Source organism: Proteiniphilum sp. X52 (genome assembly GCF_003712195.1).
In the GTDB taxonomy this organism is placed as follows: domain Bacteria; phylum Bacteroidota; class Bacteroidia; order Bacteroidales; family Dysgonomonadaceae; genus Proteiniphilum.
On record NZ_RDSD01000031.1, the window covers coordinates 18,762 to 41,519 of the forward strand.

A 22,758-nucleotide genomic window follows, 5' to 3' on the forward strand; every position below is an offset into this window, starting at 1 on the left:
TTTCACAGCGCCCCTATTCTTAATCAAGATGATAAAGCGACAAATTATGGTGTTGGTTAAATCTTCTTTTCCTTCCATTTGCCGCCACGCAGGTAAATAAACGAAAGTGTGAGCAGGGAGAGCCAATACACATGTTCCGTTGTCCATGCCACAGCCACCGAAAAACGCATGTGAATAATGACAAACCACATGTATGAGAGATAAAAAAACAAGGTGATAATCTCGAATTTAAGGGTGGTACGGGTATTTCCTGTGCCCGACACCGAATTAAACAGTACCGATCCCACACTATAGATAGGCAGTGATGAGATAAGCACATAAAACGGCAAAACGGTATCATTGATAAGGGAGGGATCATCCGTATAGATGCGGATCATCGCCCTGGGAAAGGCGGAGACAATACCTATCACGCAGACCATTACTCCCAGACTTATAAAAGCTATTCGTTTTATCAGATTGATCACCTCATCTCTTTTGTCCGCCCCGATGGTATTGCTCACCAGCGTACTCGCCACGGCCCCCAATGCTTGAGAAGGGATTGTAAGAATAGTGTAAAAACTCCGCACGATATTGGTTACCGCCAGAGGCCTTTCCCCCATGTAATTCTCAATAAACACAAAGAAAAGCATCCAGGTGACAATGGAAAAAAGATATTGCACCATCATGAAGACAGAGATATCCAGTACTTTTTTAATTACAGACCATTGAAACCGGATTTTCCTGAAACCGTATTTATCGGGGTCAACCGTTTTGCGTGTGTAAACGAGCAGAAAAACGGTAGAAGCAAATTCTGCAATCACCGACGCGATAGCTGCCCCGGCAATTCCCTGTTCGGGCATTCCCAGATTACCGAAAATCAGACCATAGTCAAATACCACATTCGTCCCGGCCATCACCACTGCATTGGCGGTAAGCACTTTGGTACGCGCGGTGCCGATATAGAACGCCCGGAACATAAGATTGACAAAGGCGAAAATAATACCGAAAACACGCCATTCAAGATACTCGGTTACGGCCCCGGCAACATGGGCCGACTCAAACATTGCCGGTATCCAGTGAACAGCCCCGTAGCGCAGCAGAGGTATCAGCAATATAGCCGGGATAAGCAGGAAAATAGCTCCCTGAATGACAATATCTCCTATCTTGTCGTAATTCTTCTCACCATTTCTCCGCCCGATAAGGATTTGGCTCCCCATACTGAATCCGAAACCCAGTGTATATAAAGCGATATAAATGATGCCGGCCAGAGCTGACGCGCCCAGTTCCACTTCTCCCACACGACCGAGAAAAGCGGTGTCGATCACCTGAATGATGTTTTGCGCAAGCAAACTCAACAGGATGGGCGTACTGATTTTGATGATGTGCTTATTGGAATACACCTGTTTTAAACTAAAAAGCCGCCGATTACCCTGGCAACCGGCGGACCTGTATGAGTGTCGACGGGATTATTTTTTTATCCGGTTGTTACCGTCAAGATGGATGACAACAGGCTGGAACGTTTTTGCCTCTTCGGGCGAGAGCAACGCGTAGCTCATGATGATGATCACATCGCCTTTCTGCACTTTACGGGCAGCAGCTCCGTTCAGGCAAATAATTCCCGATCCGCGCTCACCACGGATCACATAGGTCTCAAAACGCTCGCCGTTATTATTATTCACCACCGCCACTTTTTCATGCACGATCAGGTTGGCCGCATCAATCAGATCTTCATCGATCGTGATGCTTCCCTCATAATTCAAATTGGCATCGGTTACCGTCGCCCTATGTATTTTGGATTTCAATATTTCTAACCACATAGATGCTTATCTGTATCTTATATTATCAATCAGGCGCACATCACCGCAATAGACGGCAATTGCTCCCACAATATTTCCGGAATCCCGCCAGGTGGAGACCGGTTGCAATGAATCCCCATCCACAATCCAGAAATATTCAACACGTAAGTCAGACACATTGTTTATTGATCTGGTCACGGAGTGAATGATCTGATCCGGCGATTGTTCTTCGGTTAACAAGGTGCTCTCCCGCATGATACGGTGTATTTCCGAAGCATGTTCCCTCTGTTCTACCGACAGCCGCCGATTACGGCTACTCATGGCCAAACCGTTCTCCTCCCTGACAGTAGGGACTCCCACGATCTCCACGGGTAGTTCCTGCTGCCTGACCATCTCCCTGACAATAGCTAATTGCTGGAAGTCCTTTTCACCGAAATAGGCTTTATGAGGCTCCACAAAAGCAAAAAGTTTACTTACTACCTGGGCCACACCATTGAAGTGACCGGGGCGGAAGGCACCCTCCATCACTTTGTCGAGCAGGCCAAAATCAAAGATCCGGGTATCCGGCCCGGGATACATCTCTTCCACCGAGGGGGCAAACACAACATCAGCTCCGGTACTTGTCAGCAGCCCATAATCTTCTTCGGGGGTACGGGGATAAAGCCTCAGGTCCTCCTGGTTATTGAATTGCGTGGGATTGACAAAGATACTCACCACGCAGATATCATTTTCGGCCACACAACGTTCCACCAAGGTGATATGCCCCTTGTGAAGCGCACCCATAGTAGGCACAAAGCCAATGGTTTTTCCCTCCTGCCGGTGCTGTTGAAGCAGCTCCTTCAACTCTGCTATAGTATGAATAACTCTCATTGATCTGATTTTACAGTGCAAAGCAACAAAATATTTGCCACATACAGAAAAAAACCGCGCCAATTCTCCATATAACAGAAAGCCAAAAGATGTTACACGATTCTATATGAGCCGATTACAAAATAGACGCATTTTCATTTTGTATTTATGTGGATTTTTTTTATTATCTTTGTGCTCAAATTTAGATAATTAGCTACATGTCCCAGAAAAAAGTTTTGTACGTTTCACAGGAAATTTATCCTTATCTCGAAGAGACTAATATTTCAAATACTTCACGTTATCTGCCCCAAGCCATACAGGAGAAGGGTAAAGAGATACGGGCTTTTATGCCCAAGTACGGGAACATCAACGAACGCCGCAACCAACTTCATGAGGTGATCCGCCTCTCGGGAATGAATCTCATCATTGATGACACCGACCATTCCCTCATTATAAAGGTGGCCTCCATCCAGTCGGCCCGGATGCAGGTCTATTTCATTGATAACGATGATTATTTCCAGAACCGCGAAACTCTCGTCGACGCGAAAGGACTGGAATATGACGACAACGACGAACGGAGCATTTTTTTTATCCGCGGGGTAATGGAAACCATCAAGAAATTGCGTTGGGTTCCCGATATTATCCACTGTCACGGATGGTTCAGCGCATTGGCTCCTCTTTATATCAAGAAAGGATATGCCGACGACCCTTGCTTCAAAGGTGCAAAAGTGATTTACTCCCTGTATGACGAGTCTTTCGACAAAGCTTTCCAGCATGGATTCGCGGAAAAACTCCGTTTTGACGGAATCGGGGATCCGGAGATCGAGAAAGTAAAAGAACGGGGCGTGATCGATTATACGAATCTGATGAAACTGGCTATTGACTTCTCTGATGGTGTTGTTCAAGGCAGTGAAAAGGTAAATCCCGAAATCATCCAATACATTCAGGAGAAAGGAGTGAAGTTTCTGCCTTACCATGCTGATTTCGACAAAAGAGTGGAAGAGATCGACGCGTTCTATGAGGAAATTGACAGCTGATCCGGTTAAAATCCCTGATGAATTTATTTTTTCACCCCCTCTATATACAAATATCTTTAAAAATAAAAAGAAAGCGTTTCGACGGTTTTTATTTGCCACATTTTTTTCAGATATTTGCGTCATTGAAAACAAACTTGATTGAACGAATGAAATTCAAATTCCTGTGCCAAGTACTTGTTATTGCCGTTATCGTCCTGTCCGCCGTTTCATGTAACGACAATCTTGATCCGATAGGATTTACCATACAACCCGGCCAAGATCGTCTTACGATAGGCACGGATACACTGGAGTTACAGGCACGCACCGTTCAGATAGATTCCATTTTTTCCAAGATACAATATCCTGTATTGGGCGAATATACCGATCCTGTTTTCGGCACTATCAAGTCCGAATATATCGGAGAGTTCTATTTTCCCGAAGGGGCACAATTCCATGACGGCGCCACCATTGACTCGGTGAGAGTGCAGCTGGCTTACACCACGATGATGGGAGATTCATTGTCGCCGATGGGGTTGTCTATATACGAGGTGACAAAATCGCTGAAAGGAATAAATAATTATTCTCATGCCGATCCCACAGAGTATGCCGATATGTCGGCACCTCTGGGCACACAGACATTTACCGGGAAGAATTCGACCTACAGGACAGAAACCACCAGTTCGGGAACCTCCGTCAGGGTGTATGAAATCAATGTGATGCTTCCCAACGCTCTCGGTGAAAAATTTCTTGCCGAATATAAGAAGGATGGGCATGGCCAACTGGTGAATGCGGATGAATTCAGGAAATTCTTCCCGGGATTGTATTTCACCACCACTTTTGGAAAAAGCACCATCATCAATGTGAGCCTTACCTCTCTTCTGGTACATTATCAGTATCTGGACAAAGGCGGCTCCTCGACGAATCAGGATACTGTCCGTACAAACGCCATGCGCCTGCATATCACACCGGAAGTCACCCAGATCAACCATATCCAAAACAAAAACGAACAGTTATTGGAGGAGAACCCTGACTATGCGTATGTCAAAAGTCCCGCCGGGCTAATGACGCAGATTACTTTTCCCTTCTCGGAAATGGATGAGAAGTTGCAATCACAAGCCCTGAATCTGGCAAATTTCACTGTATACGCCATGCCTGAGCCCAATGAGGACACCATGGTGAAATTGAGTCCTCCGGACTACCTGCTACTGATAAATAAAGATTCGTTGGCGGGATTTTTCGAAAACAGAAAGCTCATCGACAATGTAACCAGTTTCCTGACGTTGAGTGGCTTTAACTCTTCCACCTACTCCTACAGCTTCGGCAATATCTCCACGATGGTAAACCACTATAACGAGAAGCACAAGGGGGAACCTTTTGATCTGGTTTATTACCTGATTCCTGTGGATGTCACTTTCGCGACCGATAGCTACGGATACGCGACAACAACTCCAATCTCAATTAACCACCGCATGTGGCCGGCAGCAGCCAGATTGGATAAACGCAAAGGGAGTCTGAAGCTGGATATGATTTTCAGTAACTTCTAAAACGAGCCGTTTTCTTTTATCGGCAGATTGTCCTATTTAGCTACGTTTCACCCCGTTGAATGTTGCCTATTTAGTACGCTTCACCCCGTTGAATATTGTTTGTCTGATCCGTTCTTACAAGGTATGCACTTCGTTGCGATTGGGACATTAAAATAAAAGTCCCTGTTCCTCTCCTTTTTTTCGTCCCAGATGTCGGTATGCCAGATCGGTTGCTTCCCTGCCTCGTGGGGTACGTTTAATAAATCCTTCCTTGATAAGGAACGGCTCATATACCTCTTCGATGGTGCCGGCGTCATCTCCCACAGCGGTAGCAATCGTGGTGATACCTACCGGCCCCCCTTTGAACTTATCAATGATGGTCAGTAAAATTTTATTGTCGACCTCATCCAGTCCGTATCTATCGATATTAAGCGCTTCCAGCGCGTAAGACGATATCTGCCTGTCTATTTTCCCATTCCCTTTTATCTGGGCAAAATCGCGTACCCGCCGTAATAGCGCGTTAGCCACGCGGGGTGTCCCCCTGCTCCGGGAAGCAATCTCCAATGCAGCCCGGCTATCACAGCTAACCTGCAACAGGTCAGCCGACCGCAGGACGATCCCGGTGAGGGTTTCCAGATCGTAATACTCAAGGTGCATATTGATACCGAAACGGGCTCTTAACGGGCTGGTCAATAAGCCGCTGCGGGTAGTAGCTCCCACCAGTGTGAAAGGATTCAGGTCAATTTGGATAGAACGCGCGCTGGGGCCTTTATCAATCAGGATATCGATCCGGTAATCCTCCATGGCACTGTAAAGATACTCCTCCACTACGGGGGACAGCCGATGAATTTCATCTATAAAAAGCACATCATTCTGTTCCAGCGAGGTGAGCACCCCGGCCAGGTCACCCGGCTTGTCGAGCACCGGCCCCGATGTCACCCTGAATCCCACACCCAGTTCATTGGCGATGATATTCGAAAGGGTGGTCTTGCCTAAGCCGGGGGGGCCGTGCAACAACACATGATCAAGTGACTCGCCACGCAAACGGGCCGCGCTGACAAATATTTTCAGGTTCTCCACGATCTTTCCCTGTCCCTTGAAATCGCCAAAGGTCAATGGACGCAAACTATTCTCAAATTCACGCTCGGTCTCCCTGAAATTGCGGTTACCATGTATATCGAAATTCTCTTCCATCATTGTCACTGCAAAAATAACTATTTATCGGGAGTTTTGGAAATTGCCGCCACATTCCGCTTCAATCCGGAGAATTTGGCCCTTTTCACGGCTGATTTACGAAATATCCGCCGATAATCCTCCTCATCCATCCCGATCAGTTTTTTCAGGTCGAGCGATAAAAATTCATCCAACGGCATAAATTCGGGGGTACCATGTGGGCTGGAGTAGCGGTTCCAGGGACACACTTTCTGGCAAATATCACAACCGTACACATTATTGCTCAAAAAAGGAGCGATGGCGGAAGATATCTCTCCCTTATTCTCAATGGTTTGATAGGAGATGCACTTATTCGCGTTGAGATAATGGGGCCTCTCTATGGCGCCGGTAGGGCAGGCATCCAGGCAACGGCGGCACTTCCCGCAATTTTGTGAGACAGGAGAATCATAATCCAGCTCTATATCCACGATGAGTTCACCCAGGAAAAAATAGGACCCTTTGCGGGGAATGATCAGCAATGTGTTTTTTCCAATGAAACCCAATCCTGCCCGTGCCGCCCAAAAACGTTCCAGCACCGGAGCCGAATCAGAGAAATAGCGCCCTGAGGCCTCCGGATACCGGGATTTTACAAATTCAAACAAACGGCTCAATTTCCCCCGCACCACATCATGATAGTCCTTGCCATAAGCGTAATAGGCAAACTGCGGCACCTCTTCGGGCAGTTTCTCGCGCGGATAATAGTTCAATGCTACCGAAATAATGGATTTGGCACCGTCCACCAACAATCCGGGATCAAGCCTTTTGTCGATGTTGCGGGCCATGTACTCCATTCCCGCATTGCCGTTCTCAGCCAGCCACCGCATATACCGCTCCTCCTCCCCGCTATGGGTAGCGCGGCAGATACCACAGGCATCGAAGCCCAGCGACAATGCATATTGTTTGATCTCTTCGGAAAATGTCATGAAAGGAAAGAACTCAAGCGAGCGTAAAATCGAGTTGTTTCCTGTCGAGATTGGCTCTTGCCACCTGAATGGAAACTGGCTGTCCGAGACGATACTCTCGTCCGGTACGCCGGCCCACTAACCGGAAATTCTTTTCATCCAGCTCGTAGAAATCATCATCCAACTCGCGGATAGGGATCATGCCCTCACACTTATTCTCATTGATCTCCACATAAATCCCCCATTCTGTCACACCGGAGACTACGCCATCGTACACTTTACCGATCTTATCGGCCATGAATTCCACCTGCTTGTATTTGATGGAATCCCGCTCGGCGTTGGCTGCCACCTGCTCCATCTGTGAGCAGTGCTTGCATTCTTCTTCCAGCGGCCCCTGATCCACACTTTGTCCTCCCCCCAGATAATGTTCCAGCAGACGGTGCACCAGCATATCGGGATATCTCCGGATAGGGGAAGTAAAATGGGTGTAATAATCGAACGCCAGACCGTAATGTCCCACATTCTTGGTGGAATAGATTGCCTTGGACATAGTCCGGATCGCGATGGTCTCGATCAGGTTCTCCTCCGGGCGGCCCTGTACCTTATCCAACAGGGAGTTGATACTTTTCGCCACCTCCACTTTCGAGCCGTCGGGTTTTATCTTATGACCAAAGCGCAGGATAAATGTATTGAATGTCTCCAGTTTTTCCGGATCAGGCACATCGTGTACGCGATAGACAAATGTTTTGGGTCTCTTCCCTTTGGGTGCCGTGCCGATAAACTCGGCCACGTTTTTGTTGGCCAGCAACATAAACTCCTCAATGAGATGATTGGCTTCCTTCGACTCCTTGAAATATACTCCCAACGGTTTTCCTTTCTCATCGAGATTAAACTTCACCTCATATCGCTCAAAATTGATGGCACCATTGGCAAACCGCCTCTCACGTAACTGCCTGGCAAGATGATGCAATTGGAGTATCTCTGCCGAGAAGTCACCCTTTCCGGTTTCGATCACCGCCTGCGCGTCTTCATAGGTAAGCCGGCTGTCCGACTTGATGACAGTCCGTACGATCCGTGATTTTTTTATCTCCGCCTTATCGTTCAGGATGAAGATAACCGAAAAGCACAATTTTTCTTCATGAGGACGTAATGAACATATTCCGTTGCTCAACCGCTCCGGCAGCATGGGAATCGTCCTGTCGACAAGATAAACGGAGGTCGCCCGGTTTTCCGCCTCGCGGTCGATGAGGTCACCCGGTTTCACATAATGGGTCACATCGGCAATATGCACTCCCACCTCCCACTGGTTGGACGAGACTTTGCGAAGGGAAAGGGCATCATCGAAATCTTTGGCATCTTTCGGGTCGATCGTGATGGTGAATACATCCCGAAAGTCTTCCCGTCTGGCAATCTCTGCTCCGTCTATCTCCTCGGGGATCAGATCAGCAAATTTCCCGACCTTCTCAGGATAGCTGTAGGGCAGGTCATACTGTGCAAGAATGGCATGCATCTCGGTATCGTTATGTCCCGGCTTGCCCAGGACATCGATCACTTTTCCCACCGGGTTATTGGCTTTTGCAGGCCATTGGGTGATTTCCACCAGCACTTTGTCGCCATTCATGGCACCGTTAAGATCCTCTTTTGGGATAAAAATATCGTTCGACAGGAACTTACTATCCATCACTAAAAAAGCGAAGTGCTTCTGCACTTCCAGTATTCCCACAAAACGGCTCTGGGCACGTTCCAGTATCTCTACGACTGTTCCTTCCGTATCCGCGCGTTTCCGCTTGGCCAACAGTTGCACGCGAACCCTGTCGCCATTCATCGCGTGCTTGCTGTTGCGTTCGGGTATATAAATAATATTTCCGTCATCGTCCGGCACAAAGAAATTCTTACCGTTGCTCCGCCTTTCAAAACGTCCTTCCAATATCAATCCCCGGTTGTTGATACGGTATCTGCCGCGGGATGTCTCTAAAAGCACATCTTCATCGCGGAGCTTGTCGAGCACACTGATCAGCACACGTCGCCCCTCTTCTCCGCGAATATCCAGTCCGGCAGCTATTTGTTTATAGTTGAACTGCTTATCATTATTCTGGGAGAGAAAATGGGTCACTAAGGGGATCAACTCCTTTTTTTTGGGTTTAATAACGGAAGGTATAGATGTTGTTTTTTTACTCATAATTTATTACTTCGGTTTTTACTTAAACAATTCAAACGCGTTTTAGTTAAATACAAAGTAATAAAATATTTATGGAACTTAGATACTAATGTGCACCAGTAGTGGATACTGTTCGCGAATTCATTTAGTTAAAATACTAAAATAAGGTATTGATACTGTTCCAAAAATCCATAACTGATATCCGCTCTTCATGGAAAGAGCCGAAACAAATATTTTCGCCGATTGTCCCGCTGAAAATCTTTGTCTGTTGGCTCACTACGCCTATATATCTACGCCAAAGCGGAATAGGATATTCCGATAACGGTTTGCTGTTAAATAAAATTTCGCCGCTTTCTATGGTGAGTGAAAGTAGTCTATTCATAGTTTATTTTATAAAAATTGCTGACACAATTATTATAAACTATGTCAGCATTCAGTTAAGCAATGAATTCCTTTGTCGAAATGTTTCCATTAGTTATTGTGCGCACACAAACGGCAAACACACCTATTCAACAATGCTGAAAAGATAATATTTATATTTTGATAAATCTATCAAAATACATTTTTGCTTTTTAACACACAAAAAACTATGACAATTATACAACCAATGCTGAATAACAACAGTTTTTTTGTAGTAAGCTTCGGTGGTCTATAAATTATTCTCATATCCGTTTATCTATCCATAGCACTTACCGCACAATCGACACAAGCATACAACTCTAAAGCACCCGCTATTGCCAGCACCCCTGTTCCAAGAGCAACAGCGGAAGCAAGACAATAACCGCAAGAAAACCACCTGATTTTCCCTCCTTGAAGATTTTCCATCTGCTCAAAATTCAACTTTTTCATAACTTAAAAATTCCTTAATGTTAGGGATGAATTTTATTTTGGCAAAAAAATCCACAAAAAAACATTTTTTTGTGAAAATCCTTTGACGATGTAAGATTATCAGTTGTTTTTATATAACCTACCAAAAAATTAGTATTTTTACCAAATATTTGGCAAAGGAGTTAAACCCTTTATAAATAGATTTTTTGTTGTTTCTTGAAAATTATTTCATTATGTCAATAGCCGAAAGACTATTAAATTTAAGAAAGCAAAAGGGATTAACGCAAGAAGAACTTGCTTGCGACCTTAATATTTCCCAGTCTTCCATTTCAAATTACGAATTGGGGTTGACAAAGCCTGACATTGAAATACTGAAACGGTTTGCCGAATATTTCCACATCCCTTTGCACAATCTTCTCTCCGATGAACAATACACCCTTTACAATCACGAAAACAGAGGCGGAAATAATGGCTGTATTAACGTGTTTTTCCATGAAAAACTGATCGAGCAATACGAAATCCGCCTCAAAGAAAAAGATGAGGAAATTGCTTTGCTGAAAAGTTTGTTGGAAAAGAAATAGGTGATAACTTTTTCAAGGTAACTCCAATTCGCCTTCGCCTTACGCCGTTCCGTTATTTTTGGCATCAGGCATATTTTCAGGTAAGTTGTTTTTTAATAAATCTTATGGCGGCTATCCTAAAGTTATCATTATTTTTGTGAACCGAAAGAGAAAAGTATGAACGAGAAAAAGATCCTCATCACCGGTGCCAGCGGATTTATAGGAAGCAGCGTTGTGGACAAGGCGCTGGAACTGGGATATGAAACCTGGGCAGGAATACGGGCAAGCAGCAGCCGGCAGTACCTGCGGGACGAACGTATTCGTTTTATCGACCTGCACTATGGCGATAAAACGAAGTTGAAAGCACAACTCCGCAATTTCACAAATGAGTATGGGCGTTTCGTTGATATCATACATATCGCGGGACTGACAAAGGCACGCCGCAAATCGGATTTCGATAAAGTAAATTGGGAATACACCCAAAATTTGGTAGAAGCGCTGATAGAGACGGACAATGTTCCCGATTCTTTTGTATTTATGAGCTCCCTCGGAGCCATGGGTCCCGGGGATGAAGTGGGGTATACTCCCATGTGCGCCGATAAGACTCCCACCCCCAATACAGCTTACGGGAGGAGCAAACTGAAAGCTGAAAACTGGCTGAAGAGTATCGACGGATTTCCTTACCTGATTCTCCGCCCTACCGGTGTTTACGGCCCCCGCGACAGGGATTATCTTATCCTGATGAGAGCGGTAAAAAGTGGATTAGACGTGGGAGCAGGTTATAAAAAACAACTCCTCTCGTTTATCTATATCGAAGATCTGGTAAATATAATTTTCTCCCTGATTGAAAAAGGGATTCGAAGAAAAGAGTATCTCGTCTCCGACGGGGACATCTATACTGACAGTGAATTCAACGCCATTGTACGGAATGTATTGCATAAGAAGAATGTATTGAGGTTAAAAGTCCCGCTCTTTCTGGTAAAGCCCGCAGCCTTTATAAGTGAAAAAACCGCCGCTATTTTCGGTAAAGCCACTACCTTTAACAGCGATAAGTATAGGATTATGAAACAACGCAACTGGGCTTGCGAGATTGCTCCATTGAAAGAAGATATCGGTTTTCAGCCGGTATACAGACTGAAAGAGGGGGTTGAGAAAACCATCGAGTGGTATCGGCAAGAGGGATGGCTCTGATGGATGTTTTGATTGATGCACGGAAACACCGGTTAATTAAAATGAATTGTCCAATTTTATTTGGATTTTAAATGGAAAACAATCATGAAATATAAACTATTGGTTCTCGATGTGGACGGCACATTGGTGAACAGCAAAAAAGAATTATCCGCACAGACACTGACTACGCTGTTGAAGATACAGCACGCGGGCATACGCATTGTATTGGCTTCGGGCCGATCACCGTATGGACTCCGCCCTCTGGTTGAAAAACTGGAAATGAAGAAATGGGGTGGTTATATCCTTCCATACAATGGCGCGCAGATTATTGATGCCAACGACAAGGTGCTATTCGAAAAGAGGATAGACCCGGTGATGTTTCCCTATTTGGAAAGGAAAGCACTGAAGAACGGCTTCGGCATCTTCACTTATCACAGTAATCAACTTATCACCACACATCCGGAAAACAAACATATCCGGGATGAAGCCGCCCTTAACGGCATGGAAATTGTGGCGGTAGAGAACCTTTCCGCAGCTGTGGACTTCTCTCCCTGTAAGTGTGTCCTGGTCAGCGATAACGAGACGGCGCTGGTCGCTTTGAAAGATCAGTGGAGGAAACGTTTGGCTGGCGTACTGGACGTATACCGGTCGGAGTCGTTCTTCCTTGAAGTGGTGCCGGAGTTTGTCGATAAGGGAAACACGTTGGGTGTCTTGATTGAAAAGCTGGGAATCGGTACGGAGGAGGTGATGGCAATCGGTGATGGACGGAGGGATTTCTCGATGCTCCAACTCGCCGGCTTAGGTATTGCCATGGGAAACGCGCAGGACTCCATCAAGGCATGTGCCGATTATATCACCGAAAGTAATGATAATGACGGAGTCGCTATTGCGGTCCAGAAATTCATCATTGCCGCAGTCCGTCCTGCAGATATTTCGCCGGACAAGTTGAATGCTGGCAACCGTAACACTCTGATGGGTAATCTGGGCATTCAATATACCTATGCTTCGTCAGGCCGGATTGAGGCGGTAATGCCCGTGGACGAACGTACCCGGCAACCCTTTGGAGTACTGCATGGCGGCGCCACATTAGCGCTGGCCGAAACAGTGGCCGGAATGGGATCGATGCTAATTTGCGAACCGGATGAGATCATTGCCGGGATGCAGGTTAGCGGTAACCACATATCTTCGGCCCACGAAGGCGACACGGTGCGGGCTGTGGGGACAATTATCCACAAAGGACGCTCTTCTCATGTGTGGAATGTAGATGTTTTTACTTCGACCAACAAACTAATCTCTTCCATCAGGGTGGTCAACAGTGTATTAAAAAAGAGATGACAGCACCACAACCTAGTTACCCTATTTTGGATGTGCTGATCGAACAGGACGCCTGTTTCGCGATTTTCAGGCTGCCGCACGAAACAGCGCCCCGGTTTGTGATGCAAACGTCGGGCACCCCCTCTATCCTCAGGGATATCGAGGAACTGAACGGGCAACAGGGATTTGTGATCGCTCCTTTCCGGACAAACGCCACATCTCCCCTGATAGTGCTACGGCCGGATCGCACCACTTTTCCGGAAGTAAACATCTCCATGCGCAAAGATGGGCAGGAAAAAGCATATCCCCAAAAGCATATAAGCAAGAATAAAGTTGACTACGCCCACCTCTTCGACCGGTTCCACAAACCATTGGCAAACGGGGAATTGAAAAAACTGGTACTGTCGAGAAGCAAGATCATCGACAGAAAAGACACATTTTCCGCGGGACGTTCTTTTTTCAATGCCGCGGAGAAATATCCCCATTCGTATGTCTACCTTTTCCACACACCTCAAAGCGGCACATGGCTGGGAAGCACACCCGAGATACTGCTGAGAGGGGCAAGAGATGAATGGCATACCGTCGCCCTTGCCGGAACCCGCTATCCCAATTCGGGCACTGTGACGTGGGATGACAAGAATCTAAGGGAACAGCATCTGGTCACGTCGTATCTCCTAAAACAACTTTCCTCCTTTCATATCACACCGGAAATAAACGGGCCTTACACAATAAAAGCCGGAAAGCTGGCACATCTGCGGACAGACCTCAGTTTCAACTTGCCGGAAACACCGAAGCTTGGCACATTACTAAAAGCGCTCCACCCCACGCCGGCAGTATCGGGACTTCCCAAAGATGAAGCCTACCGGTTTATTCAGCATAACGAAGAGCAAGACCGCCTTTATTATTCCGGATTCCTCGGCATGCTCGACACGGAAGCAGAAACCGACATATATGTAAACCTCCGATGCATGCATATTGAGGAAAATTCGCTTACTTTGTTTGCCGGCAGTGGTTTACTGGTATCTTCATCTTTGGATGACGAGTGGGAAGAAACCGAACACAAGTTGGAGGTGATGTTGAATATACTTCAATAAAGGCATGTATTCCGAAAAAAGAAATGTTTTACAATTGGTAGCGCTGCTCAAAGCGCATGATATCACCCATATCGTGTTGTCGCCCGGTTCACGGAATTCACCGCTCACCCATTCTTTTGCGACAGACAGTGATTTCACCTGTTACAGTGTTGTGGACGAAAGGAGCGCCGGTTTTTTCGCCTTGGGCATCATACAGGCTATCGGGAAACCGGCAGCCGTCTGTTGCACATCGGGAACGGCAACACTGAACCTCGGCCCGGCTGTGGCGGAAGCCTTTTATCAGCAATTACCCCTGTTAGTGGTCACCGCCGACCGTCCTGCCGCGTGGATCGGGCAGATGGACGGGCAAACCATCCCGCAGAGCGGCATGTTCAGGGATCTCACCCGCCGCTCGGTTCAACTCCCCCAAATAGCAGATGAGGAGGAAGAATGGTATTGCAACCGGTTGATCAACGAGGCCATACTCAGCCTGGACAACGGGGTAAAAGGCCCCTCACATATAAATATCCCTTTAGGTGAACCTCTGTTTGGCTTCAACACCCCAACCCTCCCTCTTGCCCGTGTGATCCGGCAATCTGCACCCGGATACATGATCCATAAGGAAGGTAGATATAAAGAGCGATTCGCCAGTTATTCCAAACGGATGGTCATTGTCGGACAATTGCAGCCTGGCAACAGTTTAACCGAAATATTGGAAAAACTCCGCAACGAATGGGACGTGGTAGTGCTGGCGGAGCAGTTATCCAATATCCCGATAAAAGAGACTCTAGTTTTTGACACGGTACTTTACGCGGCGTCGGAAAACGAATTGGAAGCGTTAACACCTGATCTGGTCATCACATTAGGTGGACATATCGTTTCCAAGCGGCTGAAACAGTTCATCCGCTCAGCCCGTATCCGCGAACATTGGCATATTTCCCCCTCGGGCGAGGTGACAGATACATTTCAGCGGGTTACTGATATTGTAAGGAGCGATAATGAGACATTTCTGCTCTATCTGACAGGGAGGCCGCCCTGTCCGGAGGAAAAAGGATTTAGCAGGGCAAGTGAGTTGGATGAGACAAAAGATTTTGGGAAAATAAAAAATTCCAGAGAGGCAAGAGGATTCCGGAACCTTTGGGAAAGAGCCTGCGCATCCGTATCGGAACCGGACGCGGCCTTCTCCGATCTTTACGCGGCCGGCGCATTGATGCACGCGTTGCCGGAAAACTCTTCGTTGCAGTTGGGAAACAGCAATAGTGTGCGTCTGGCACAGTTATTCGATATCCCCTCGTCGGTAAGAGTGTTTTGTAACCGGGGGACCAACGGGATAGAAGGCTCACTCTCCACAGCGGTCGGATATGCTTCGTCGTGGGGTGAACTCACTTTTCTGCTGATTGGCGACTTAAGTTTCTTCTACGATATGAACGGACTTTGGAATAATTACAGCACCCGCAATTTACGCATCCTGCTGAATAATAACGGCGGAGGGGAGATATTCGGCATGCTTCCGGGGCTGGACCGGTCGGAAGTATTGCAAGAGTATATTGCTGCCGCCCATACAACCCAAGCAAAGGCTTGGGCGGAGCAACAGGGATTTCTCTACCTTTCCGCCCGCAACGCCGGGGAATTGGAACAGCAATTGCCACGCTTTACAGATCCTGACGGCGAAAAACCGGTTCTCTTGGAAGTGTTTACTTCCATGGAAAAGAATGCAGAACAAATACGATCATATTATCATCACCAAAAAAGGCGTTTTAAGTTAGATGACCGGAAGTGAAACCCGGGCAGTGTATACTAAAGCGACAAGACGACTAATTTTAATGGAACTATGACAAAGAGAGAATGGACAACCATCAAGGAATACGAAGATATTCTTTTCGATTTTTATAACGGGATCGCGCGGATCACCATCAACCGTCCGCGCTACCGCAATGCTTTCACACCCACCACCACGGGTGAAATGAGCGATGCCCTGCGCATCTGCCGTGAAGAATCGGATATCAGCGTGGTGGTAATCACCGGGGCAGGTGACAAAGCCTTTTGTTCGGGAGGCGACCAGAATGTAAAGGGAAAAGGAGGATATATCGACAAGGATGGCATACCACGTCTAAGCGTGCTGGATGTGCAAAAGCAGATCCGGTCACTCCCCAAACCGGTGATCGCGATGGTCAACGGTTACGCCATCGGCGGAGGACATGTGCTCCATGTAGTTTGCGATCTGTCCATTGCATCGGAGAATGCCATCTTCGGGCAAACTGGCCCACGTGTGGGAAGTTTTGATGCCGGCTTCGGATCCTCTTACCTCGCCCGCGTCGTGGGACAAAAGAAAGCCCGAGAGATATGGTTTCTTTGCCGCCAGTACAACGCGCAGGAAGCGCTCGAAATGGGGTTGGTGAACAAAGTCGTGCCGTTCGCCCAATTGGAAAACGAAGTGGTGGAATGGGCGGAAACGATGATGCGGCATAGCCCGTTAGCGCTGCGCATGATCAAAGCAGGGCTGAATGCTGAACTCGACGGGCAGGCGGGCATACAGGAGTTGGCCGGAGACGCCACCATGCTCTACTACCTGACCGACGAGGCTCAGGAAGGAAAACAGGCGTTCCTGGAAAAACGGCAACCAAACTTCAAACAATTCCCCAAATTGCCCTGAATAAGAACCAAGACCCATGATCTTTTAAGAAGCTGTTCCAAGGTGCAATGATGTTCAGGATAAAGATCATACCGTACAACCTCCTGTTCAAACGACCGGCAGGCACATCGAGAGGTGTTTACACCGAACACAAGGTATGGTATGTCGTTTTTCAGGACGAAGAGGACAAATCTCATTTCGGGATAGGTGAATGTGCGCCGCTCCACGACCTCAGTTGTGATTACACTCCGCATTACGAGGAGACGCTGACCGCTCTCTGTAAAATAACGGAAGAAAAACAGCAGGTCGACACGGAATTATTGCGTGGTTACCCATCCATTCTTTTCGGGTTGGAGACGGCTATGCGGCACTATCAACAACGCGCATGGCAGTTATGGGATGCACCGTTCAGCCGCGGAGAAGAGGGTATCACCATCAACGGGCTTGTCTGGATGGCAGATCAGGCCTCCATGAAGGCACAGATAGAATCGTTATTGTCAAGAGGGTTCCGTTGCATCAAACTCAAAATCGGGGCGATCGGTTTCGAGCGGGAGCTCGATCTGTTGCGTTTCATTCGAAGTCATCACCCCTCAAAGGAAACGACTTTGCGCGTGGATGCCAACGGAAATTTTGAATATAACAGGGTATTGGACAAGCTCCATCAATTAGCCGAACTCGATATCCATTCCATCGAACAGCCTATTCCGGCGGGACAATGGCGGAAAATGGCACGGTTATGCGCCTCCACTCCCCTACCCATCGCGCTCGATGAAGAGTTGATCGGGGTCAACGATCCGGATCAAAAAAGAAAATTGCTGGAAACCATCCATCCCCAGTATATCATATTAAAACCCTCTTTACACGGGGGGATCGCCGGATGTGCCGAGTGGATCGGAATAGCCGGAGAAATGAATATCGGATGGTGGATCACCTCGGCGTTGGAATCGAATATAGGGCTCAACAGTATTGCTCAATGGTGTGCCACATTCAATAACCCGTTACCACAGGGATTGGGTACCGGAACCCTCTATATCAATAATATCCCAATACCTTTGGAGATCAGGCAAGATCAGTTATGGTTCGGGAAGGCGACCGGGGAGAGTGAGGGATTTGGGGAATTACTCATCACCAATGAATTCTAAAAGTTCTAAGTTCCAAGTTCCAAGTTCTAAATTCTCAGTTCTAAGTTCCAAGTTCCAAGTTCCAAGTTCTAAGTTCTAAGTTCTAAGTTCTAAATTCTAAATTCCAAAAAAATGTCCCACATAATCATAGAAGGCATCCTATACACCCCGGCCGACTTCACGGGAGACCGGGAAAGTGATTTTGCAGGCCTATCCTCTTTCCATCACCAGTTATACCTGTTCCTGAGAGAGTGGTTCTCCGATTGCCCCACACTCCGTCTGCACACTTCAGGGTCTACCGGAATACCAAAGGAAATTATTGTGCGTAAAGCACAGATGTTGCAAAGCGCGAAGAACACATGCGATTTCTTCACTCTGAAACAACAGGACAAGACATTGCTCTGCCTGCCGTTGGATTATATCGCAGGCAAGATGATGGTTGTCCGCGCCTTATATGCCGGGTTGGATATCTATCCGGTAGAGCCTGGCGGGCATCCTCTTGCCCGTACAGACATTCCGTTTGATTTTGCGGCCATGGTACCGCTGCAGGTGTTCAACTCCCTTCAAACCGAAGAAGAGAAGCGACGTTTATCCCGGATCAAACGTCTGATCATTGGTGGAGGGGCAATAGATAGAATTCTCGAACGAGAACTGAAAATGTTTCCCAACGCGATCTACTCTACCTACGGCATGACCGAAACCCTTTCACATATCGCCCTGCGCAGGATCAGCGGAGCCCAAGCCACCAGCTATTATACTCCTCTTCCAACGGTCGGGCTGGCATTATCCGAAGACAACCGATTAGTAGTGGATGCTCCTTGGGTGACAAATGAACCATTCATCACCAATGACATTGCCGAACTTCGCCCGGATAGCAGTTTTCGCATTGTGGGAAGGATCGATAACGTGATCAATTCCGGAGGTATCAAAATACAGATAGAGGCGGTTGAACAGGTTTTACAACCTCATATCACCGGGAATTTTGCGATTGGTTCCATCCCCCACCCCAAATTAGGCGAAGCGATCATTCTCGTGATGGAACAATCGGATGATCCGGTTTACGTGGAAAAAACCATCAGACGGCTCCTTCCCCGTCATCAGCAACCCATACTTATCCATATTACCGAGGTCATTCCTCAAACAGGGAACGGTAAAATCGACCGTTTGGCTATGAGGCAACTCGCAAAAAAGATTAATCTATCATCACCGACAACAAGATATATCCATTAATTTTGTATTTTTGCCTATCATAATAAAAGGACAAAATGAAGATAGCGCTTATCGGTTACGGAAAGATGGGGCATGAGATTGAAAAAATCGCCCGTGAAAGAGGTCACGAGATAGTTTGCATTATTGACATCAACCAGGAGGAAAAGTTCGGTTCTCCCGAATTCAAAAGTGCTGATGTAGCGATTGAATTCACTTCTCCCGAAAGCGCCTTACAAAACTATAGACGGGCATTTACCGCCGGGGTGCCGGTGGTATCGGGAACAACCGGATGGCTTGCCCACCTGGATGAAATCAAGGAGGCCTGTGAGAAAAACGGAAAAACATTTTTCTATGCCTCTAACTTCAGCTTGGGAGTCAATATCTTCTTCGCGTTGAACAATTATCTGGCGGCACTGATGAACAACTACCCCGACTATGAGGTACGTATGGAGGAAACTCACCATATCCATAAGCTGGACGCGCCAAGCGGCACAGCTATAACCTTGGCGGAAGGTATCCTCGCGCATATCGACAGAAAAGAGCGATGGGCTTTGGGCAACGATGCCACCGATGAAGACACACTCCGTGTCGATGCTTTTAGGGAAGGAGAAGTGCCCGGCATCCACTCCGTGATTTATGAATCGGATGCCGACTCCCTCCGTATCACACACGATGCGAAAAACCGGAAAGGGTTCGCTCTCGGTGCCGTACTCTCAGCGGAATTCACCAAAGGGAAGAAAGGGTTCCTTACAATGGAAGACCTGTTGGATTTCACCCGTTGAAACATCAGTCGTAACCAAGCGGGAATGTATTCGAAAGTAATTAAAAAAACAAAATGAGCAACAAACCATCTCAAAATCAACAGACTAAAAATGCCGTAACGTCTCATTCCAGTTTGGGCGCGAGACTTTCAAACGCCTCACGCCGGCAATGGGTGTGGTTTGCCGTATGGCTAGTGGCCACAATACTCTTCTCTGTGTGGGCCGGTTCCCTATGGATATTGCTTTTTATCCTGCTCTTCTTTGATATTTATGTCACTAAATTCGTTCCATGGTCTTTCTGGAAAAAGTCAAAGAACAGCACCTTCAGAAAAACCATGGAATGGGTGGATGCCATTGTGTTTGCGTTGATAGCCGTCTATTTCATCAATACCTTCTTCTTTCAGAATTACCAGATACCCACCTCATCACTTGAGAAATCATTGCTGGTAGGTGATTTTCTGGCCGTGAGCAAACTGAGCTATGGTCCCCGCGCCCCGATCACACCATTGTCGTTCCCACTGGCCCAGCACACCATGCCGGTAGTCGGCGGAAAATCATATATCGAGAAACCGCAGTGGAAATACAGGCGTTTAAAAGGGTTCGGTGAAGTGAAAAGGAACGATATCGTAGTATTTAACTTCCCTACCGGCGATACTGTCGCCCTTCATCAACAGGCTACCGATTTTTACCTCCTTTCCAGATACAATCCCAACGGTAGTGCCGGCATACGGTCGGACAAGCGTACTTACGGGGAGATTGTCTATCGACCGGTCGACCGGCGCGAAAACTACGTAAAACGGTGTATAGGACTTCCCGGGGAAACCATCGAGATGAAAAACGATTCTGTTTTCATCGACGGTATTCTTTCGCCTAACCCTCGCCTGGCCCAACACAATTATATGATACATACTGACGGGACCATCATTGCGGCCGACCTGTTCAAGGATTTAGGCATTAACCAAGCAGATTACCTCGGACTGAACAACTATGGACAGATGGGTCCCCGGTCGGAAGACCTCGCCGGGGTCGATAGTCTTCGTCTATCTCTATTTGGCCTGCATCCGCGCAATGGCAATAACGGAAGAGTCTATTCCAGCATTCCTCTCACCTCCGCGATGATAGAGCAGTTGAAATCCAAACCTTTTGTTTGGGATATAATCAAAGAGAAGGAACGACCGGGACAGGCTTACTATTATCCACTCAACTATGAGACAGGATGGACCCGTGACACTTTCGGCCCGTTGTGGATTCCCAAGAAAGGTGCGACCATCCATTTCGATACCGACACTGATTTCAAGGTAGCCGCATACGAGCGGTGCATCAAGAATTATGAGGGGAACGACTTTGCCTATCGCGACGGCAAAGTATATATCAACGGGCAGGCCGTCGACTCCTATACTTTCAAGTTCGATTATTATTTTATGATGGGAGACAACCGCCATAACTCCGCCGATTCCCGCGTATGGGGATTCGTGCCTGAAGACCATATCGTAGGTCAACCCATCCTTATCTGGCTGTCACTGGAAAAAGACAACAACTGGTTCAGCGGTAAGATAAGATGGAAAAGGTTGTTCCGCAGTGCCAAGGTACCGGCATGAAAGTACTCCTGTCATCTTTTTACCTGGCGCCGGTGGAGTATTACGCGGCACTTTTTCATGCCGAAAATGTGATTATTGAGATTCAGGACAACTACCGGAAGCAGTCGTATCGCAACCGTTGCATCATTGGCGGGGCAAACGGCCCCCTCTCCCTGAGTATACCGGTGGAGAAGCTTGAAAAGGGAAAAAACCGGATGAAGGATATACGTATCGCTGAACACGGCCAGTGGCGGCATCTGCATTGGAACGCCATTGTTTCGGCATACAACTCCACCCCTTTTTTTCAATATTTCGAAGAGGATTTCAGGCCTTTCTATGAGAATAAATTCCGGTTCCTGCACGATTTCAACGAAGAATTACGCCGGCTTATCGGTGGTTTCATCGGCATTGAAACACCGTATAGCTACACTTTGGAATATGTGAAAGAACCTCCTCCAGATATGTTGGATCTGCGCGAAACCATAGATCCCAAAAAGGGCTCCTCTTCTGAAAGGCCTCAATATCACCAGGTTTTTGCCCAAAGACAGGGATTTACTCCCAATTTGAGTATTATCGATCTGCTTTTCAACCTGGGCAACGAAGCAAGACTTTACCTGATCAAATATCCACATCCCAAAGTCCGGGAACACAATATTTAACACCACTCCTACCCATTGAAAAAGAAATCAATAAATTACAGCCTTAAAATTAACATTAATAATTTGTACATAATATTTTTTTACTATCTTTACAGCGTTGAATGGGGTAAGAAATGTCAATTATAAATCCACATTTTCGTTAAGCAAGAGCAGAACAAATTTATTTGTTTTGCCGAGCACAGAAAATGTCTAATGTAATTGAACAATTATTTAAATCAACGAGAAAACACCTAAAAAATCGATTTAATGTGCGCATACATTAAAAATAGATCCGGATTAAATTTACATTTAGCAACACATTTGTTGTGCGCTAAAGTGTATACCTATTTGGGGGGGGGGGGGGGGGGGGGGGGGGGGGGGGGGGGGGGGGGGGGGGGGGGGGGGGGGGGGGGGGGGGGGGGGGGGGGGGGGGGGGGGGG

21 protein-coding genes are annotated in these 22,758 nt (G+C 47.1%); 13 read left to right on the plus strand and 8 right to left on the minus strand.

Going from position 1 to position 22,758, the window contains the following annotated elements; all coding sequences use genetic code 11:
* Positions 1 to 56 precede the first annotated feature (56 nt).
* The 3 genes from D7D25_RS16430 to panC form a co-directional block, all read right to left on the minus strand.
* Positions 57 to 1,379, minus strand: a complete 1,323-nt coding sequence (locus tag D7D25_RS16430) for an MATE family efflux transporter (RefSeq protein ID WP_185140283.1) — start codon at positions 1,377 to 1,379, stop codon at positions 57 to 59.
* Positions 1,380 to 1,445: 66 nt separating this feature from the next.
* On the minus strand, positions 1,446 to 1,796 hold the full coding sequence (gene panD / locus D7D25_RS16435; RefSeq protein ID WP_122970009.1) for an aspartate 1-decarboxylase: 351 nt from the start codon (positions 1,794 to 1,796) through the stop codon (positions 1,446 to 1,448).
* Positions 1,797 to 1,802: 6 nt separating this feature from the next.
* The gene (gene panC, locus D7D25_RS16440) at positions 1,803 to 2,645 is read right to left on the minus strand and encodes a pantoate--beta-alanine ligase (protein ID WP_122970010.1); all 843 of its coding nucleotides are present in this window, start codon (positions 2,643 to 2,645) and stop codon (positions 1,803 to 1,805) included.
* Between the two features lie 197 nt (positions 2,646 to 2,842).
* On the opposite strand from panC, the gene D7D25_RS16445 reads away from it, so the two are divergent.
* A complete protein-coding gene (locus D7D25_RS16445; RefSeq protein ID WP_122970011.1) occupies positions 2,843 to 3,661 on the plus strand; it encodes a glycogen/starch synthase in 819 nt (272 codons plus the stop codon).
* A gap of 146 nt (positions 3,662 to 3,807) precedes the next feature.
* Positions 3,808 to 5,184: a DUF4270 domain-containing protein gene (locus D7D25_RS16450; RefSeq protein WP_158602655.1), complete on the plus strand. Its 1,377-nt coding sequence runs from the start codon at positions 3,808 to 3,810 to the stop codon at positions 5,182 to 5,184.
* A 147-nt stretch (positions 5,185 to 5,331) separates the two neighbouring features.
* Here the strand turns inward: D7D25_RS16450 and ruvB are convergent, their stop codons facing one another.
* The 5 genes from ruvB to D7D25_RS18085 form a co-directional block, all read right to left on the minus strand.
* The gene (gene ruvB, locus D7D25_RS16455) at positions 5,332 to 6,357 is read right to left on the minus strand and encodes a Holliday junction branch migration DNA helicase RuvB (protein ID WP_185140285.1); all 1,026 of its coding nucleotides are present in this window, start codon (positions 6,355 to 6,357) and stop codon (positions 5,332 to 5,334) included.
* A gap of 20 nt (positions 6,358 to 6,377) precedes the next feature.
* Complete coding sequence (gene queG, locus D7D25_RS16460; protein WP_122970014.1) at positions 6,378 to 7,298, minus strand: tRNA epoxyqueuosine(34) reductase QueG; 921 nt, start codon at positions 7,296 to 7,298, stop codon at positions 6,378 to 6,380.
* A 13-nt stretch (positions 7,299 to 7,311) separates the two neighbouring features.
* Positions 7,312 to 9,456, minus strand: a complete 2,145-nt coding sequence (rnr, locus tag D7D25_RS16465; protein WP_122970015.1) for a ribonuclease R — start codon at positions 9,454 to 9,456, stop codon at positions 7,312 to 7,314.
* A gap of 136 nt (positions 9,457 to 9,592) precedes the next feature.
* Positions 9,593 to 9,817 carry a hypothetical protein gene (locus D7D25_RS16470; RefSeq protein WP_122970016.1) on the minus strand — a complete coding sequence of 75 codons (225 nt, stop codon included), beginning with the start codon at positions 9,815 to 9,817 and terminating at the stop codon, positions 9,593 to 9,595.
* Positions 9,818 to 10,107: 290 nt separating this feature from the next.
* Positions 10,108 to 10,284 (minus strand): hypothetical protein, encoded by a 177-nt coding sequence (locus D7D25_RS18085; protein ID WP_158602656.1) that lies wholly within the window; start codon positions 10,282 to 10,284, stop codon positions 10,108 to 10,110.
* A 212-nt stretch (positions 10,285 to 10,496) separates the two neighbouring features.
* On the opposite strand from D7D25_RS18085, the gene D7D25_RS16475 reads away from it, so the two are divergent.
* The 11 genes from D7D25_RS16475 to D7D25_RS16525 all read left to right on the plus strand — a co-directional run bounded on the left by D7D25_RS16475 (position 10,497) and on the right by D7D25_RS16525 (position 22,339).
* On the plus strand, positions 10,497 to 10,844 hold the full coding sequence (locus D7D25_RS16475; RefSeq protein WP_122970017.1) for a helix-turn-helix domain-containing protein: 348 nt from the start codon (positions 10,497 to 10,499) through the stop codon (positions 10,842 to 10,844).
* Between the two features lie 156 nt (positions 10,845 to 11,000).
* Positions 11,001 to 12,014 carry an NAD(P)-dependent oxidoreductase gene (locus D7D25_RS16480; protein ID WP_122970018.1) on the plus strand — a complete coding sequence of 338 codons (1,014 nt, stop codon included), beginning with the start codon at positions 11,001 to 11,003 and terminating at the stop codon, positions 12,012 to 12,014.
* Between the two features lie 84 nt (positions 12,015 to 12,098).
* Positions 12,099 to 13,328, plus strand: coding sequence for a Cof-type HAD-IIB family hydrolase (locus D7D25_RS16485; protein ID WP_122970019.1), 1,230 nt, complete (start codon positions 12,099 to 12,101; stop codon positions 13,326 to 13,328).
* Positions 13,325 to 14,401 (plus strand): isochorismate synthase, encoded by a 1,077-nt coding sequence (locus tag D7D25_RS16490; RefSeq protein ID WP_122970020.1) that lies wholly within the window; start codon positions 13,325 to 13,327, stop codon positions 14,399 to 14,401. The genes D7D25_RS16485 and D7D25_RS16490 overlap by 4 nt, the downstream gene beginning before the upstream one ends.
* A 4-nt stretch (positions 14,402 to 14,405) precedes the next feature.
* Positions 14,406 to 16,160 carry a 2-succinyl-5-enolpyruvyl-6-hydroxy-3-cyclohexene-1-carboxylic-acid synthase gene (gene menD / locus D7D25_RS16495; RefSeq protein WP_122970021.1) on the plus strand — a complete coding sequence of 585 codons (1,755 nt, stop codon included), beginning with the start codon at positions 14,406 to 14,408 and terminating at the stop codon, positions 16,158 to 16,160.
* A gap of 51 nt (positions 16,161 to 16,211) precedes the next feature.
* Positions 16,212 to 17,033 carry a 1,4-dihydroxy-2-naphthoyl-CoA synthase gene (gene menB, locus D7D25_RS16500; protein ID WP_122970022.1) on the plus strand — a complete coding sequence of 274 codons (822 nt, stop codon included), beginning with the start codon at positions 16,212 to 16,214 and terminating at the stop codon, positions 17,031 to 17,033.
* A gap of 50 nt (positions 17,034 to 17,083) precedes the next feature.
* Positions 17,084 to 18,154, plus strand: coding sequence for an o-succinylbenzoate synthase (locus D7D25_RS16505; protein ID WP_185140286.1), 1,071 nt, complete (start codon positions 17,084 to 17,086; stop codon positions 18,152 to 18,154).
* Positions 18,155 to 18,265: 111 nt separating this feature from the next.
* Complete coding sequence (locus D7D25_RS16510; RefSeq protein WP_185140284.1) at positions 18,266 to 19,363, plus strand: AMP-binding protein; 1,098 nt, start codon at positions 18,266 to 18,268, stop codon at positions 19,361 to 19,363.
* A 35-nt stretch (positions 19,364 to 19,398) separates the two neighbouring features.
* A complete protein-coding gene (gene dapB, locus D7D25_RS16515) occupies positions 19,399 to 20,124 on the plus strand; it encodes a 4-hydroxy-tetrahydrodipicolinate reductase (protein WP_122970025.1) in 726 nt (241 codons plus the stop codon).
* Between the two features lie 53 nt (positions 20,125 to 20,177).
* A complete protein-coding gene (lepB, locus tag D7D25_RS16520) occupies positions 20,178 to 21,701 on the plus strand; it encodes a signal peptidase I (RefSeq protein WP_255417358.1) in 1,524 nt (507 codons plus the stop codon).
* Positions 21,698 to 22,339, plus strand: coding sequence for a WbqC family protein (locus D7D25_RS16525; RefSeq protein ID WP_122970026.1), 642 nt, complete (start codon positions 21,698 to 21,700; stop codon positions 22,337 to 22,339). The genes lepB and D7D25_RS16525 overlap by 4 nt, the downstream gene beginning before the upstream one ends.
* The last annotated feature ends 419 nt before the right edge of the window (positions 22,340 to 22,758 follow it).

Coding starts and splice junctions, on each gene's coding strand:
- panD (WP_122970009.1), bottom strand. CDS start 1,796: ATGTGGTTAGAAATATTGAAATCCAAAATACATAGGGCGACGGTAACC.
- panC (WP_122970010.1), bottom strand. CDS start 2,645: ATGAGAGTTATTCATACTATAGCAGAGTTGAAGGAGCTGCTTCAACAG.
- D7D25_RS16445 (WP_122970011.1), top strand. CDS start 2,843: ATGTCCCAGAAAAAAGTTTTGTACGTTTCACAGGAAATTTATCCTTAT.
- D7D25_RS16450 (WP_158602655.1), top strand. CDS start 3,808: ATGAAATTCAAATTCCTGTGCCAAGTACTTGTTATTGCCGTTATCGTC.
- ruvB (WP_185140285.1), bottom strand. CDS start 6,357: ATGGAAGAGAATTTCGATATACATGGTAACCGCAATTTCAGGGAGACC.
- queG (WP_122970014.1), bottom strand. CDS start 7,298: ATGACATTTTCCGAAGAGATCAAACAATATGCATTGTCGCTGGGCTTC.
- rnr (WP_122970015.1), bottom strand. CDS start 9,456: ATGAGTAAAAAAACAACATCTATACCTTCCGTTATTAAACCCAAAAAA.
- D7D25_RS16470 (WP_122970016.1), bottom strand. CDS start 9,817: ATGAATAGACTACTTTCACTCACCATAGAAAGCGGCGAAATTTTATTT.
- D7D25_RS18085 (WP_158602656.1), bottom strand. CDS start 10,284: ATGAAAAAGTTGAATTTTGAGCAGATGGAAAATCTTCAAGGAGGGAAA.
- D7D25_RS16475 (WP_122970017.1), top strand. CDS start 10,497: ATGTCAATAGCCGAAAGACTATTAAATTTAAGAAAGCAAAAGGGATTA.
- D7D25_RS16480 (WP_122970018.1), top strand. CDS start 11,001: ATGAACGAGAAAAAGATCCTCATCACCGGTGCCAGCGGATTTATAGGA.
- D7D25_RS16485 (WP_122970019.1), top strand. CDS start 12,099: ATGAAATATAAACTATTGGTTCTCGATGTGGACGGCACATTGGTGAAC.
- D7D25_RS16490 (WP_122970020.1), top strand. CDS start 13,325: ATGACAGCACCACAACCTAGTTACCCTATTTTGGATGTGCTGATCGAA.
- menD (WP_122970021.1), top strand. CDS start 14,406: ATGTATTCCGAAAAAAGAAATGTTTTACAATTGGTAGCGCTGCTCAAA.
- menB (WP_122970022.1), top strand. CDS start 16,212: ATGACAAAGAGAGAATGGACAACCATCAAGGAATACGAAGATATTCTT.
- D7D25_RS16505 (WP_185140286.1), top strand. CDS start 17,084: ATGTTCAGGATAAAGATCATACCGTACAACCTCCTGTTCAAACGACCG.
- D7D25_RS16510 (WP_185140284.1), top strand. CDS start 18,266: ATGTCCCACATAATCATAGAAGGCATCCTATACACCCCGGCCGACTTC.
- dapB (WP_122970025.1), top strand. CDS start 19,399: ATGAAGATAGCGCTTATCGGTTACGGAAAGATGGGGCATGAGATTGAA.
- lepB (WP_255417358.1), top strand. CDS start 20,178: ATGAGCAACAAACCATCTCAAAATCAACAGACTAAAAATGCCGTAACG.
- D7D25_RS16525 (WP_122970026.1), top strand. CDS start 21,698: ATGAAAGTACTCCTGTCATCTTTTTACCTGGCGCCGGTGGAGTATTAC.